Genomic DNA, 14,010 nt, shown 5'->3' on the forward strand with positions numbered 1-14,010 from the left:
CACACGCCCACAGGCGATTCACAACTTCCTCACGGGTCACGGGAACTTTCCGGAGAACCACTCGTACGGGTACTCTTGCTCGAACTCAACTCCCGCCCCTCAAGCGGCAGTTCGAGCAGAACGCCGCCCTGGGCATTCCCTTGCACTTCCTTGGCGGCCTCTTGCCCCGAAACCCCCTGAGGGCCGATGGGATTGGGCCACTATGGCGGGCGTTACGCCCTATCCCAATGCAAGGGACCACCCAAGATGAGACTGACCGACATATCGCTGAACTGGCTGCTTCCGGGCGCCGTGCTTCTCCTGGGCATGCTGGCGGCGGTGGCGGTGCTCGCGCGCGGCAAGCGCTCCTCGGTCAAGGACACGAGCGCGGACGATTCCTGGGAGCGCAGCGAGGAACGCCGCAGACGCAAGGAGGCCCTCTACGGCACCGTCTCCTACGTCCTTCTGTTCTGCTGCGCGGCCGTCGCCGCCGCCCTCTCCTTCCACGGCCTGGTCGGCTTCGGCGAGCAGAACCTCGGCCTGTCCGGAGGCTGGCAGTACCTCGTCCCGTTCGGCCTGGACGGCGCGGCGATGTTCTGCTCCGTCCTCGCGGTGCGCGAGGCCAGCCACGGTGACGCCGCACTCGGCTCCCGGATACTGGTCTGGACGTTCGCGTTCGCCGCGGCCTGGTTCAACTGGGTGCACGCACCCAGGGGCGTCGGCCACGACGGCGCCCCCCACTTCTTCGCCGGCATGTCCCTCTCGGCGGCGGTCCTGTTCGACCGCGCGCTGAAGCAGACCCGCCGGGCCGCCCTGCGCGAGCAGGGCCTGGTGCCGCGCCCGCTGCCGCAGATCCGTATCGTGCGCTGGCTGCGGGCCCCCCGGGAGACGTACAGGGCCTGGTCGCTGATGCTGCTGGAAGGTGTGCGCAGCCTCGACGAGGCGGTCGACGAGGTCCGCGAGGACAAGCGCAAGAAGGACGCGGACCGGCAGCGGCGCCGCGACCAGCAGCGCGTGGAGCGGGCCCAGCTGAAGGCGATCAGCCGCGGTCACCGCGGCTACCTCGGCCGCGGCGGCGGCCGGCAGCTGGAGGTGCAGGTGGAGCGAGGCTCCTCGCAGGTCTCCGCGGAGCCTGCCATATCCGCGCCGGAACAACTGCCCGTCCGCTCGCGTCCCTCCCTTCAGCCCGTTCGCCACGGGGCTGACCCGGTGACAGTCGACCTCACCGCGGAGGACGACACCATGGCGCTGCCGCGTCTCGACTCCCTGGAGCGCAAGCTCAAGGACCTGGAGCAGCAGTTCGGCTGACCGAGCCGCAGCGCAAGAGGAGGGGGCGTGGCCTGCGGGCCGCGCCCCCTTCGGCGTTCACGCCGCCCCGGCCTCCAGCTCGAACCAGACGGCCTTGCCCACCCCGTGGGCCCTGACCCCCCAGGCGTCCGCGAGGGACTGCACGAGGAACAGGCCCCTGCCGTTCGTGCCGTCGTCGGCGACCGGCCGGCGCAGCCGGGGTCTGCGGGCCACGAAGTCCCGTACCTCCACGCGCAGTCCGCGGGGCCCCACGGTGGCCGTCAGGACCGCGTCGTGGTCGGTGTGGACGATCGCGTTGGTGACGAGCTCGCTGGTGAGCAGTTCCGCTATGTCGGGAAGATCTGATCGGTCGGGCCTGGTCCACTGCCCGAGCAACTCGCGCAGGGCCCTGCGGGCTTCCGGCACGGCCCTGAGGTCCGCCCGCCCGAGTCTGCGCCTCAGCTGAGGCGCCGGCACCTGCTCCGTGACGTCGTCGGCCCTGTCCTCCACCGTCTTCGCCGAGAAGGCCCCTATCGCTACGGGGCCGCCTCCTCGTGCCTGCCTCTCCATGACCCCCGCCCGCGCGCCGATGTCGGTTCCCCTCCTGCTCGAACACGTTCACGGGGATCCATGCCCCGTCGGACACGCGACAGTCATGCCGAATCGTCAACGCCGGGGTGTTCGGCCATCAGGACGGGGCCGGCGGGCCGGGCGGAGGGCCGTCGAGCAGTACGGCGGCGGTGGGGAGGGGGACAAGAGGGTATCCGGTGCGGGGCGTGCGGCGGAGCCTGACCGCCGTGGATCGGACGATGTGCCGATGCCCGGCTGCCGATCTCTGCGTACGCGGCGAAGGGCTGGGACGGCTGGTCCGCGCGCACGGCGGTCCGGCGAAGTTGGCCGAAGTACGACGGTCGCCTCCGCTCCCCGGTGGGTGCGGGGCCGTCCTCCCGACCCCCGTGGCGGGAGGACGGCCCGGTCCCTTCCGTCAGTGGAGCTTGTCGACGGCGGTGGTGGTCGTCTTCTTGAAGGCGGCCACGGGGGCGTCCCCGAAGTCGCCCATCTGCCCCCACTGCACGACGGTGACGGTCCTGCCGTCCCGTCCGACGGAGAGCAGGTTGATGTCGGTGGCGCCCCAGGACGTCTCGGTGTGCAGGCCGCGGACGCGCGCGCCCTCCTCGACCGGCAGCGAACCGTAGTCCCGGCCCTCGGCCTCGACGTCCGGGTCGTTCTCCTCGATGCGGTCGGCGCAGGTGCGGATCAGGTCGTCGTAGTGCTTCGCCAGGGCCTTGGCCAGGGCGGCTGTGTCCGCCACGACGGTCAGCTGCACGGCGTTGGTGTCCAGGTCGGTGCGGAACTCCCGGTGCCGGTAGTCGTAGGAGGGCACGCCCTCCGTGCTCACGCAGAAGCCGAGTGCCTCCGGGAACCCCTCGGTGACCGGGCCGGCCGTCCAGTCCGAGGTCGGGTGCGGCGGCAGCTGGGAAGCCGACAGGAACTTCGGTGCGGCGGCCTTCGGCGCGGCACTCACGGCCGGTGCCGTGAGGACCGTGCCGACCGCGAGGGCGGCGACGGTGAGTGCGGTGAGCGCGCTCGCTCGGACGTGCTTGGGCATAAGTGTTCCCCCGTGGGTGAATGCGTGGATGGTCGATGCCGCCGCGAGGCCGGCTGGTCGGCCCGGACCTGCTCGGTGCGACACCAGAAGCATCAGCGGTCACACCGGGCGGACGCAACAGCCCGCGTTCGATCCGGCACGGTGGAACCATCCCAGCCCGTCTGACGTGCAGGTACATGGGGTGCCTGGGATGCCGTTCCGGGCCGGGTGGAGCTGAGAGGGCGGGGGAAACGGTGTCGGTACAGGACGACGTCGACGACGTCGGGGAGTTCGCGGCGCTGCTGAGGACGCTGAAGGAACGCACGGACCGCAGTTACGGTTCACTGGCCCGCCGTCTGGCCATGAACACCTCGACCCTGCACCGCTATTGCGCGGGCGATGCGGTCCCCGTCGACTTCGCTCCCGTGGAGCGCTTCGCCGCCCTGTGCGGGGCGTCCGCGGAGGAACGTCTGGAGCTCCACCGCCGCTGGCTGCTGGCGGTGGCGGCGCGGCAGCGGCCCCGCACGGCGAGCGCGGCGGGTACGGCCGAGGAGGGCGCGGTCGCCGCCGAGGCGGCGGAGGAAGACGCGGCGGACGCGGCGGACGGCACCGCGGTAGGGCAGGAGACGGGCCCGTCCGGCGAGCCCCCGCTCCCCCGCGGCCCCTGGTACCGCCGCAGACGCCTCGCGGTCGGGCTGGCGGCTGCCTGCGCGTTACTCGCAACTCTCGGAAGCCTCGCCGCGCTGCCGGACGGCCGTCGGACGCCCGCCGACGACCGCGCCCGTGCCGCCGGCCCCTCCGCTGCCGGCACGACGGAAGCCGAGGCACCGGACCGCCGCACCGCCTCGCCCACACCCGACGACTCCCCCACCGCCGAACGGCCTTCCCCGTCCGCCACCCCCAAGGAAAAGGAGAAGAAGGAGCCTTCCCCCGCCCCCTCCTCCCGCACCACCCCGCCCACCGGCAAAGCGCCCTCCGGCACACCCCTCACCTGGTCCGCCGACTCCCAGGCCTGGAACCTCGGCTGCGGTCACGACTACGTCATCGCCAGGCCGCCGAGCCGGGTCGCCCCGCCCCCCGCCCCGCAGGACGCCGGCGTCTGGGCGGCGGCCCACGGCGCGGTGCACGGCGGCGAGACGATCGTCGAGCTGTCGGTGCAGGGGCGGTCCGACACGGCCGTGGTGCTGCACACGCTCCGCGTGCGCGTGGTCGGGCGCGCGGCACCCGTCCAGGGAAACGCCTACGCCATGAACCAGGGCTGCGGCGGATCCGTCACCCCCCGCCACTTCACCGTGAACCTGGACAAGGACCGCCCCCTCGCCCACGCCGTCCCCGGGAGCGATGCCGGCACGCCGATCCCGGCCGTACGCATGCCGTACCGCGTCTCGGCCCAGGACCCCGAGGTGCTGCTGGTCACCGCCCGGACGGCAGGCTGCGACTGCCGCTGGTACCTGGAGCTGGACTGGTCCTCCCAGGGCCGCCGGGGCACGGTCCGCATCGACGACGACGGCCGCCCGTTCCGCACCAGCGGCATCGAGGGCCTGCCCCGCTACATGTACGACACGTCGGCGCGCCAGTGGACGCCGTACAGCTGACCGCCTCTGCTGTCTCTCCAAGAACAAGTGACGTGTCTTCGACTGGGGGCCCGCGACGAGGCTTAGGGCCGCGGGACGTTGCGCAGGTTGGAGCGGGCCATCTGGAGCATGCGGCCGACGCCGCCGTCCAGGACGATCTTGGAGGCGGACAGGGCGAAGCCGGTCACCATCTCGGCCTTGATCTTCGGCGGGATGGACAGGGCGTTGGGGTCGGTGACGACGTCGACGAGGGCCGGGCCCTTGTGCTGGAAGGCGTCCTTGAGGGCGCCGGCGAGGTCCTTGGGCTTCTCGACGCGCAGGCCGTAGGCGCCGCAGGCCCGGGCGACGGCGGCGAAGTCGGGGTTCTTGTTGGTGGTGCCGTAGGACGGGAGCCCGGCGACCAGCATCTCCAACTCGACCATGCCGAGGGAGGAGTTGTTGAAGAGGACGACCTTGACCGGGAGGTCGTACTGCACCAGCGTCAGGAAGTCGCCCATCAGCATGGAGAACCCGCCGTCGCCGGACATCGACACGACCTGCCGCTCGCGGTCGGTGAACTGCGCGCCGATCGCCATGGGCAGCGCGTTGGCCATCGAGCCGTGGGAGAAGGAACCGATGACGCGGCGGCGGCCGTTGGGCGAGATGTAGCGGGCGGCCCAGACGTTGCACATGCCGGTGTCGACGGTGAACACGGCGTCGTCCGCGGCGACTTCGTCGAGCACGGACGCCACGTACTCGGGGTGGATCGGCACGTGCTTGTCGACCTTGCGGGTGTACGCCTTCACCACCCCCTCCAGCGCATCCGCGTGCTTCTTCAGCATCCGGTCGAGGAAGCGGCGGTTCTTCTTCTCCTTGACGCGCGGGATCAGGCAGCGCAGCGTCTCCCGTACGTCGCCCCACACCGCGAGGTCCAGCTTCGAGCGGCGGCCGAGGTGTTCGGGCCGGACGTCGATCTGGGCGATCTTGACGTCGTCGGGGAGGAAGGCGTTGTAGGGGAAGTCGGTGCCGAGCAGGATCAGCAGGTCGCACTCGTGGGTGGCCTCGTAGGCGGCGCCGTAGCCGAGCAGGCCGCTCATCCCGACGTCGAAGGGGTTGTCGTACTGGATCCACTCCTTGCCGCGCAGGGCGTGCCCGACCGGGGACTTGATCTTCCCGGCGAACTCCATGACCTCGGCGTGCGCGCCCGCCGTGCCGCTGCCGCAGAAGAGGGTGACCTTGTCGGCCTCGTCGATCATCTCGACGAGCCGGTCGATCTCGGCGTCGCCGGGGCGGACGGTCGGCCGGGAGGTGACGAGGGCGGTCTCGGCGGCCTGCTCGGGGGCGGGCCGGTCGGCGATGTCGCCGGGCAGAGTGACCACGCTGACGCCGCTGCGGCCGACGGCGTTCTGGATGGCCGTCTGGAGCAGCCGCGGCATCTGCTGCGGGCTGGAGATCATCTCGCTGTAATGGCTGCACTCGGTGAACAGCCGGTCGGGGTGGGTCTCCTGGAAGTAGCCGAGGCCGATCTCGCTGGACGGGATGTGCGAGGCGAGGGCGAGGACCGGGGCCATGGAGCGGTGGGCGTCGTAGAGGCCGTTGATGAGGTGGAGGTTGCCGGGCCCGCAGGAGCCGGCGCAGGCGGCGAGCCGGCCGGTGATCTGTGCTTCCGCCCCGGCGGCGAACGCGGCGGTCTCCTCGTGCCGGACGTGGATCCAGTCGATGGCGGAGTTGCGGCGGACGGCGTCGACGACGGGGTTGAGGCTGTCGCCGACGACGCCGTAGAGGCGTTTGACCCCGGCGCGGGTCAGGATGTCGACGAACTGTTCCGCGACGTTCTGTTTGGCCATGGTCCTCGTCTGCCCCTTCGGTCTCCTGGATCCCTCCGGGTTCCATCAAGTCACACCGGGCGCGGTCACGCCTCCCACACGGCGGCGGCTGTACGGTCGTCGGCATATCCCTTGACCCGTACTTGGGAGTCGGCGAGGAAGGCCGCGAGGCCGGGCGGTTCGGGACGGGACCACCGGTCGGCGAGGTACTCACACAGCTCGGGTTCGCCGCGCAGCGGATCGGCGAGGCCGCTGCTGCACATCAGGAGCGTGTCGCCCGGGCGGGCGACGGAGGTGCGGAAGCGGAAGGGCTCGCGGGGTGGTTCCGGGGCCGGTTCGTAGGGGCTGGGCGGGGTCGGGATGCCGAGGTCCATGGTGAGCCGGTCGCCCTCGGGGGTCTCGGAGGGCGGCGAGCCGAAGCCCAGGACCGGTTCGCCCCTGACGTCGGTGACCTGCGGTTCGATGTCCTGCCACTCGCCTTCGCGCAGCCGGAACAGGCCGCCGGGCCCGACGCCGAAGAAGACGCGGGTACGGCATTCGGGGTCGGCCGGCAGCAGCAGGCAGCGCAGGCCGGCCGCGTACTCCTCCGGGTCGACGCCCTGTTCCGCGGCGCTGGCGCGGAGTTTGCCGAGGCTGCGGTCGGTGAGGCGGTGCAGGCCGGACTTGAGGTCGCCGCGCCGGCCGGCCCTTATGTCCTCCACGAGCCGGGTGTGACTGCGCCCCACGGCCCGCCCGATCCAGTGACACGCCTCGGCGGCGGCCCGGTGCGCGCCCGGTGTGGCACGGGCCCCGGTCGCCATCGCCACCAGCAGCAGCGCCTGCTCGCCGGTGCCGAAGCGGGCGGTGAGCAGCGAGTCCCGGCGCGGTTCCCCCCGGTACCGCGCCGAGTCCCCGCGCAGGGACACGGCCCGCAGCGTGCAGGAGCCGTACCGGGCCCCGTCGAGCACGGTGTCCGCGACGAGGTCGTCGAGATCGTCGGGGTCCGCGGGGGGCAGGGCGGTGGGTTCGGCGTCGTAGGTGGGGGGCCGGGAGCCGACGTGGCCACGGGGCCGGGGGCCGGTGGCGGGGGGCTCGATGCGGGGGCCGGGGTTGTCGGGTGGGGGTTCGGTGGGCGGTGGTTCGGTGGGGGGTGGTGGTGTGGGCGGCGGGCCGGCGACTGCGGGGAACGCGGCCGTGGCCGGCTCGGCGGCGGCTGCGGAGGGCGCGGCGCCCTGGGGCGACTCGGCCACCGCGGCGGGGCGACGGTCCTCGGGGCCCGGCCAGGCGGGAGAAACCGGGGGCGGCGGGGGGACCGCCGGCGGGGCCGGGGGCGTCCGAGGGAGGGAGGGCGTCGCGGCGGGGGCCTGCCGCGGTTTCTCGGGAGACCCCGGCCCGGACGGCGAGGCGGGAGGTGTCGAGGACACCTGCCCCGGACCTGCCGACGGCCTGGGAGGCTCGGACGGCCGGGCGGGAGCAGTCGCGGGCGTCTGCCCCGGACCTGCCGATGACCTGGGGGGCTCGGACGGCCGGGCGGGACTCGTCGCGGACATCTGCCTCGGACTCTCCGACGGCCGGTCGGGAGCAGCCGCGGGCGCCTGCCCCGGACCTGCCGACGGCCTCGGAGCCCCCGACGACCCGGCGGGCGCAGTCGCGGACGTCTGCCCCGGACCTGCCGACGGCCTCGGAGCCCCGGACGGCGGGGCTGCGCCGACCCCGGATGGCCCGGACGGCGGGGCTGCGTCGACCCCGGATGGCCCGGACGGTGGAGCCGCGCCGCCCCCGGATGGCCGCTCGGGTGGCCGCTCCGCGCGGTCCGGTGGCTTCGTGGGGGTCGGGAACGTCACCGGGCCCGTGGGCCGGGCGGGCGGGGGTTCCCAGGGGGCGCGCCATGGGGCCCGGTCGGTGGGACGCGGGGCGGCCGGCGCGTCCCGCACGTCGTCGGCCCCGGCCCTCGGCATCGGGACCACCGGATCCGCTCCCCCGCGGTACGGCCGATCGGTCACCGCGTCCCTGCCGGGACCGGGCCGCTCGTCGCTCGCCGCGGAAGCGCCCTGGTCGCCCACCGCCCCCGCCGCCGAGGCGAAACGGTCGTCCAGGGAATCGGGGGCCGGTGCGGGGCCCGTGTCGCCGGTGGAGTCGTACAACTGCCCCCACCAGTCGTCCTCGTGACCGGTGGGCCTTCCCCCCTGCTGGCTCATGCCCCTAATTGTCCACCGCACGAGCCGGATGAAAACGGTGCTTGTGGAAAAACCGGCCCGCCACCCCGCGACGAACGGCACGTCGAGTGAGCCGTAGAACGGCCATCCGATACCGCGGCGCCCCGGGGGCCGCGACCGGCTGACCTGCGGGTCTGGGGCGCTGCCACGCTCCTGACCTGCGTCTTCTCACGGATTCCGGCAGTCTGGTCAGATGGGAGTGTGGGAGCTCCTGCTGGTCGGGCTGGTCATCCTGCTCGGTCTGTGCGGAGTGCTGCTGCCCGCGATGCCGGGGTCGTGGCTGGTCTGGGCCGCGGTCCTGTGGTGGGCGCTGCAGGATCCGCAGCCCGTCGCGTGGTGGGTGCTGGTGGGCGCCACGGTCCTGCTGCTCGTCTCCCAGGCCGTGCGCTGGGCCCTGCCGCCCCGGCGACTGCGCGCGAGCGGCGCCGACGGCCGCATGCTGGCGTACGCCGGAGCCGGCTCCACCCTCGGCTTCGTCCTGCTCCCCGTGCTCGGCGCGATCCCCGGCTTCCTGGCCGGCCTCTACCTCGCCGAGCGGCTCCGTCTCGGCCGTCACGGCGACGCGGTCGCGGCCCTGCGCACGGCGATGCGCTCGGGCGGCTCCGGCGTCCTGGCCGAACTGTTCACCTGCCAGCTGATCGCGGCGGCCTGGGTGGGCGCGGTCTTCTGGGGCTGAGGCCTCAGGGGCGCAGCACACCCTCGTGCGTCAGCAGCCGCACCTTGCGGTCCAGGCCGCCCGCATAGCCCGTCAGCGCCCCGTCCGCCCCGATCACCCGGTGGCACGGCCGCACCACCAGCAGCGGATTGGCCCCGATCGCCCCGCCGACGGCCCGTACGGCCGCCCGGGGCGCTCCGATCCGCGCGGCGATCTCGCCGTAGGTCACGGTCGATCCGTAGGGGATGTCGTCGAGCGCGGCCCAGACCTTCTCCCGGAAGGCGGTGCCCTCGGTGCGCCAGGTCAGCCGGAACTCCTTCAGTTCCCCGGCGAAGTAGGCGGCGAGCTGCTCCTCGGTCTCGCGGAACGGCCCGGGGTCGCGCCGCCAGTCGTCCCGCACCTCGCGCCCGCCCTTCTGCCCGGGCACGGACAGCGAGGTCAGTTCGCCGGTCGGGGCGGCGGTGAGGAGCAGCGGCCCGACGGGGCTCGCCACGCTCGTCCAATAGGTCGGACTGGACGGATCGGTCACATGGGTCATCGGGACTCCCACTCCCCTGCTGCGCGCAGGTGGTTCAGGGCGTACGAGCGCCAGGGGCGCCAGCTGTCGGGGACGTCGAGCCCGGGCGGGGCCACGTCCGGGTCGCCGAGGGCGCGGGCGCGGATCTCGGCGACGGTACGGGCGTCCAGGCCGGGCAGGGCGCGCAGGGCGTCCTCGGCGTCGTCCCGGTCGGCGCCCGGATCCAGGCGTACGGCGTGGTCGGCGAGGGCGGCGGTGAGGGCGCCGAGGGGGCCGCCGGGCTCGGCCCCGGCGAGGACGGCGGGCTCGGGGAAGAGGTGGGTGAGGGTGCCGCAGGGGGCGTCGAGGGCCTTGCCGTAGCGCCGTACGAGCCGTTCGGCCTCCGCCGGGCCGACCAGGGCGCGCACGGCGAGTTCCTCCGGGTCGGCGGTGCCCGGCGAGCGCAGCCCGGGCCGGGCGGCGACCAGGGGCGCGAGCCTCGGGTCGGCGGCGAGGCGCTCGTCGACGGCGTAGGGGTCGGCGTCGAGGTCGAACAGCCGCCGCAGCCGCTGTACGGCGGTGGTGAGGTCGCGGAGGTCGGTGAGGTGCAGCCGGACGTCGAGCCAGCCGCCCGGGTGGGCGCCGAGCCCGGTCCGCGCGGTGCCGGGCCGTTCGTCGACGGCGGCGATGCCGGTGCCGTACGGGAGGCGCAGCGTGCGCCGGTAGGTGCGCGCTCCGGGCGGGCCGCTCACCTCCTCGACACCGGGCACGGCCTCGCGTGCCAGCAGGTCGAGGACGGGGCCGGCCTGGTAGGGGCCGCGGTGCGCGAGCCGGAGCGGGATGCCGGCGCTCGGGGTGGCCGTACGACGGCCCCGGTCGTTCTTCGGCGCGGCGGCGCGCAGCTCGCTCGGGGTGGACGCGTACACGGCGCGGATCGTGTCGTTGAACTGCCGCACGCTGGCGAAGCCCGACGCGAACGCGATCTCGGTGACCGGCAGCCCGGTGGTCTGGAGCAGGACGCGGGCGGTGTGGGCCCGCTGGGCCCGGGCGAGGGCGACCGGCCCGGCGCCGAGCTCGGCGGTGAGCTGCCGCTGCACCTGCCGGGCGCTGTAGCCGAGCCGTACGGCGAGACCCGCGACGCCCTCGCGGTCGACGACGCCGTCGGCGATCAGCCGCATGGCGCGGCCCACCACGTCCGCGCGGACGTTCCACTCGGCGGAGCCGGGCACGGCGTCCGGGCGGCACCGCCGGCAGGCCCGGAAGCCCGAGCCCTGCGCGGCGGCGGCCGTGGCGAAGAACCGTACGTTGGCCCGCTTCGGGGTGACCGCGGGGCAGCTCGGCCGGCAGTAGATGCCGGTGGTCTCGACGGCGAAGAAGAACACGCCGTCGAAACGGGCGTCCCGGCTGCGTACGGCCTCGTACCTGGTGTCCTCGTCCGTTTCCTGGTCCGTGTCCTGATCCGTTTCCTGGTCTGTCACGGCTCCAGTCTCCGCCGTCGGCCGGGGTGCTGCTGGCGGAAATCGGACACCGCGATCGGGCACGGGGCCGGGGCCGGCGAGACCCCGGCCGACGGGGCCCGGGGCCGCTACGAACGCCAGTGCGGTCCGCGCTTCGCCTCCATCGCGGCCCTGCCGATCGCCCCCTTCCGCTTCCAGTCCTTGCGGATCTCCGCACGGAGCCGGGCATCGGTCTTGGCGACGATCCGCTGGTTCTCCCGCAGGAGCTTGCGGTAGCTGTGCAGCCGCCGCTCCGGCAGCTCACCGGAGTCGACGGCGGCCAGCACGGCGCACCCCGGCTCGGCCTCGTGGGCGCAGTCGTGGAAGCGGCACCGCTCGGCCAGGTCCTCGATCTCGGAGAACACCTGCCCGACGCCGGTCTCGGCGTCCCACAGTCCCACGCCCCGCAGCCCGGGCGTGTCGATGAGGACGCCCCCGCCGGGCAGGGCGAGCAGGTTGCGGGTGGTCGTGGTGTGGCGGCCCTTGCCGTCGACGTCCCGGGCGGCCTGGACGGTCATGACGTCCTCGCCGAGCAGCGCGTTGGCGAGGGTGGACTTGCCCGCGCCGGACTGTCCGAGCAGCACGGACGTACCGCCGCCGACGATCGCCGCGACCACGTCGAGCCCGTCCCCGTCCCTGGCGCTGACGGGCACCACCGGCACGCCGGGCGCGCTGGTCTCCACGTCCTGGACGAGGTGCGAGAGGGTGACGGCGTCCGGCACGAGGTCGGCCTTGGTGAGGACGACGACGGGCTGCGCCCCGGACTCCCAGGCGAGCGCGAGGAACCGCTCGATGCGGCCGAGGTCGAGTTCGACGGCGAGGGACACGGCGACGATGGCGTGGTCGACGTTGGCCGCGAGGATCTGCCCCTCGGACCGCTTGGAGGAGGTGGAGCGGACGAACGCGGTGCGGCGCGGCAGGTAGGCGCGGACGTAGCGCGGGTTCCCGCCGGGTTCGACGGCGACCCAGTCGCCGGTGCAGACGACCCGCAGGGGGTCGTGCGGGGTGACGAACGCCGTGTCGGCGCGCAGCACGCCGTCCGCGGTGACGACGTCGCACTGCCCGCGGTCGACCCGGATCACGCGTCCGGGCAGCAGTCCTTCGGTGGCGTAGGGGGAGAACTCGTCCGCCCACGCGTCGTCCCAGCCGTAGGGAGCGAGCGCGGAGGAAACGGATGAGGCGGAGCTGGAAGTCAAGGGTGACCCTTCCCAAGGTCGGCCCCGGCCCGACAGTCGGTCGGATCAGCCGGCGGCCACGGAGGTGGACTTGATGAACTGGATGCGGGCAGCGCCCATCGCCATGACAGCCATCGGTCAACACCTCCTCGTTCCTCGACTCCTGCAGAACCGCCGCAACGGTATCCCGTCGCGACGGTGTCGCGTCAACCGCTTTTCGCGCAGTCCTGCCCGTTCAACGTGAAGTCGTACGGCGGGGAGTTCTTGCCGCGCCAGGAGGCGAGGAAGCCGAAGCCGAGGTCGCCGCCCGCGGGGACCGACTTGTTGTAGTCGGCGGCGGTGGCGGTGACCCGGGAGCCCTCCTGGGAGACGGTGGCGTCCCACATCTGGCCGACGTACTGGCCGTCCCGGAAGGACCAGGACACGCGCCAGGAGTCGAGGGCCTTGGTGCTGGTGACGGTGACGGTGGCCTGGAAGCCGTCGGGCCACTGGTTCACCAGGTCGTACGCGACCCGGCAGACGGGGTCCTCGCTCTCGTCGGGCTCGGTCCGGTCGGTGGGCGAGGAGGTGCCCTGCGGTTCGGTCCGGCGGTCGCTGCGCTCCGGCTCGCCGGGCTCCTCGGGCCGCTTGGTGTCCCCGGTGGCCTCGTCGGCCGGCTTCGAGGTCGCGGGCGGCAGGGCGGGGGCGGACGGCAGGGACGGGCCGGGGTCGGCCACCGGCTGACGGCCGGCGTCGTCGCGGGCCCCGAGATCGTCGCCGGAGCCGCCGAAGGGCATCATCGAGACGCCGAGCGCCAGCAGGGAGACCAGGACGGCGGCGACGAGGAGGCCGCTGCGGGCGACGCGCGTCTTCTGCTCACCGTCCTGCGGGTCTTCGGTCCCCTGGTCGGCCGAGCCGGGCCGCCCGGCACCGAGCCGCACCTCGGCGGCGCGGCGGCGGCGCTCCAGGTAGGCGAGGCCGCCCCAGCCGATCACCCCGCCGGCCAGCGCCCCGGGCAGGCCTCCGCCGTGCAGGCGCAGGCAGGCGGCGGCCTCGGCGCACTGCACGCAGGTGGCGAGGTGCCGGGAGAGGTCCTTCGGGGTGTCGCCGGCGGCGGAGCGGGTGACGGCGTCCAGCAGCCGGGCGTAGCTGCGGCACTGGGCGTCCATCGGCGTGTCGAGGTGGTTGCGGTGGCAGCGGTCCCGGAACAGGGTGCGCACCTGCTGGAGTTCCTCGGCGGCGGTGGCCGGGTCGAGGGACAGGCGGCGGGCGACCAGGGACAGCGGCAGCGCCTCCACCTCGGCCAGCCACAGCAGTTCCGCGTCGGCCTGCTGGAGGTCGCGCAGGCCGCGCAGGGCGAGGGGGCGCTGGAGGGGCGGGCCGGTGTAGCGGGCGGCCTTGTCCGAGTTGAGCCACAGGCGCAGGTCGGGGTCGAGCTTGTGGCCCTGCCCCTTCTCCTCCCAGGCCGCGGCCGTGGTGCGTACGGCGGTCAGCAGCAGGGGTATGCGGGGCAGCCGGGCGGGGCGGCGGCCGGCGGTGCGGACCGGGCCGGTCTCGGCGGCGCGGGCCTCGCGTATGCCGTGCGCGAACGCCTCGCGGCCGAGCTGTGCGGCGGCGGTGGAACCGGACGTGCACAGGTCGGCGTACGCGAGCACCGCGTCCCAGCATTCGGAGAACAGCGCGGCCTCGGTGGCGTCCTGAGGGGTCGGCAGGTCGGGCATGAGTCTCCTGCATCCACAAGCGAGGTCAACTCACCATATTGGCAGCGGAGTTGGGGGGAA

General features: G+C 73.9%; 11 protein-coding genes. 3 read left to right on the forward strand and 8 right to left on the reverse strand.

Annotated features, from left to right (window positions below; genetic code table 11):
- The first annotated feature begins 246 nt into the window (after positions 1–246).
- Positions 247–1,287: a DUF2637 domain-containing protein gene (locus tag IE255_RS18805; RefSeq protein ID WP_190051473.1), complete on the forward strand. Its 1,041-nt coding sequence runs from the start codon at positions 247–249 to the stop codon at positions 1,285–1,287.
- Positions 1,288–1,344: 57 nt separating this feature from the next.
- On the opposite strand, the gene IE255_RS18810 is transcribed toward IE255_RS18805, so the two are convergent.
- Positions 1,345–1,836 (reverse strand): ATP-binding protein, encoded by a 492-nt coding sequence (locus tag IE255_RS18810; protein ID WP_229906473.1) that lies wholly within the window; start codon positions 1,834–1,836, stop codon positions 1,345–1,347.
- Between the two features lie 415 nt (positions 1,837–2,251).
- Complete coding sequence (locus tag IE255_RS18815; RefSeq protein ID WP_190051474.1) at positions 2,252–2,875, reverse strand: hypothetical protein; 624 nt, start codon at positions 2,873–2,875, stop codon at positions 2,252–2,254.
- Between the two features lie 233 nt (positions 2,876–3,108).
- On the opposite strand from IE255_RS18815, the gene IE255_RS18820 reads away from it, so the two are divergent.
- Positions 3,109–4,449 carry a helix-turn-helix domain-containing protein gene (locus IE255_RS18820; RefSeq protein WP_229906474.1) on the forward strand — a complete coding sequence of 447 codons (1,341 nt, stop codon included), beginning with the start codon at positions 3,109–3,111 and terminating at the stop codon, positions 4,447–4,449.
- A 62-nt stretch (positions 4,450–4,511) separates the two neighbouring features.
- Here the strand turns inward: IE255_RS18820 and IE255_RS18825 are convergent, their stop codons facing one another.
- Both IE255_RS18825 and IE255_RS40370 read right to left on the reverse strand, forming a co-directional pair.
- Complete coding sequence (locus tag IE255_RS18825) at positions 4,512–6,254, reverse strand: pyruvate dehydrogenase (RefSeq protein ID WP_190051476.1); 1,743 nt, start codon at positions 6,252–6,254, stop codon at positions 4,512–4,514.
- A 65-nt stretch (positions 6,255–6,319) separates the two neighbouring features.
- Positions 6,320–7,462, reverse strand: coding sequence for a protein phosphatase 2C domain-containing protein (locus tag IE255_RS40370; RefSeq protein ID WP_444546189.1), 1,143 nt, complete (start codon positions 7,460–7,462; stop codon positions 6,320–6,322).
- A gap of 1,159 nt (positions 7,463–8,621) precedes the next feature.
- Between IE255_RS40370 and IE255_RS18835 the strand changes: the two genes are divergently transcribed.
- Complete coding sequence (locus IE255_RS18835) at positions 8,622–9,104, forward strand: DUF456 domain-containing protein (RefSeq protein WP_190051478.1); 483 nt, start codon at positions 8,622–8,624, stop codon at positions 9,102–9,104.
- A gap of 4 nt (positions 9,105–9,108) precedes the next feature.
- Here IE255_RS18835 and IE255_RS18840 read toward each other — a convergent pair whose 3' ends face one another.
- The 4 genes from IE255_RS18840 to IE255_RS18855 form a co-directional block, all read right to left on the reverse strand.
- Positions 9,109–9,621 carry a methylated-DNA--[protein]-cysteine S-methyltransferase gene (locus IE255_RS18840; protein WP_190051479.1) on the reverse strand — a complete coding sequence of 171 codons (513 nt, stop codon included), beginning with the start codon at positions 9,619–9,621 and terminating at the stop codon, positions 9,109–9,111.
- Positions 9,618–11,057: a DNA-3-methyladenine glycosylase 2 family protein gene (locus IE255_RS18845; protein WP_190051480.1), complete on the reverse strand. Its 1,440-nt coding sequence runs from the start codon at positions 11,055–11,057 to the stop codon at positions 9,618–9,620. Before IE255_RS18845 ends, IE255_RS18840 begins: the two co-directional genes overlap by 4 nt.
- Before the next feature lie 107 nt (positions 11,058–11,164).
- Positions 11,165–12,271 carry a ribosome small subunit-dependent GTPase A gene (rsgA, locus tag IE255_RS18850; protein ID WP_190051481.1) on the reverse strand — a complete coding sequence of 369 codons (1,107 nt, stop codon included), beginning with the start codon at positions 12,269–12,271 and terminating at the stop codon, positions 11,165–11,167.
- A 185-nt stretch (positions 12,272–12,456) separates the two neighbouring features.
- Positions 12,457–13,950, reverse strand: coding sequence for a cellulose-binding domain-containing protein (locus tag IE255_RS18855; protein WP_190051482.1), 1,494 nt, complete (start codon positions 13,948–13,950; stop codon positions 12,457–12,459).
- Between the last annotated feature and the right edge of the window lie 60 nt (positions 13,951–14,010).

This window comes from Streptomyces lomondensis (assembly GCF_014651035.1).
Taxonomy (GTDB): domain Bacteria; phylum Actinomycetota; class Actinomycetes; order Streptomycetales; family Streptomycetaceae; genus Streptomyces; species Streptomyces lomondensis.

Bases quoted from the DNA above. Each gene is read 5' to 3' on its own strand.
- IE255_RS18805 (WP_190051473.1), top strand. From the start codon at position 247: ATGAGACTGACCGACATATCGCTGAACTGGCTGCTTCCGGGCGCCGTG.
- IE255_RS18810 (WP_229906473.1), bottom strand. From the start codon at position 1,836: ATGGAGAGGCAGGCACGAGGAGGCGGCCCCGTAGCGATAGGGGCCTTC.
- IE255_RS18815 (WP_190051474.1), bottom strand. From the start codon at position 2,875: ATGCCCAAGCACGTCCGAGCGAGCGCGCTCACCGCACTCACCGTCGCC.
- IE255_RS18825 (WP_190051476.1), bottom strand. From the start codon at position 6,254: ATGGCCAAACAGAACGTCGCGGAACAGTTCGTCGACATCCTGACCCGC.
- IE255_RS18835 (WP_190051478.1), top strand. From the start codon at position 8,622: ATGGGAGTGTGGGAGCTCCTGCTGGTCGGGCTGGTCATCCTGCTCGGT.
- IE255_RS18840 (WP_190051479.1), bottom strand. From the start codon at position 9,621: ATGACCCATGTGACCGATCCGTCCAGTCCGACCTATTGGACGAGCGTG.
- IE255_RS18855 (WP_190051482.1), bottom strand. From the start codon at position 13,950: ATGCCCGACCTGCCGACCCCTCAGGACGCCACCGAGGCCGCGCTGTTC.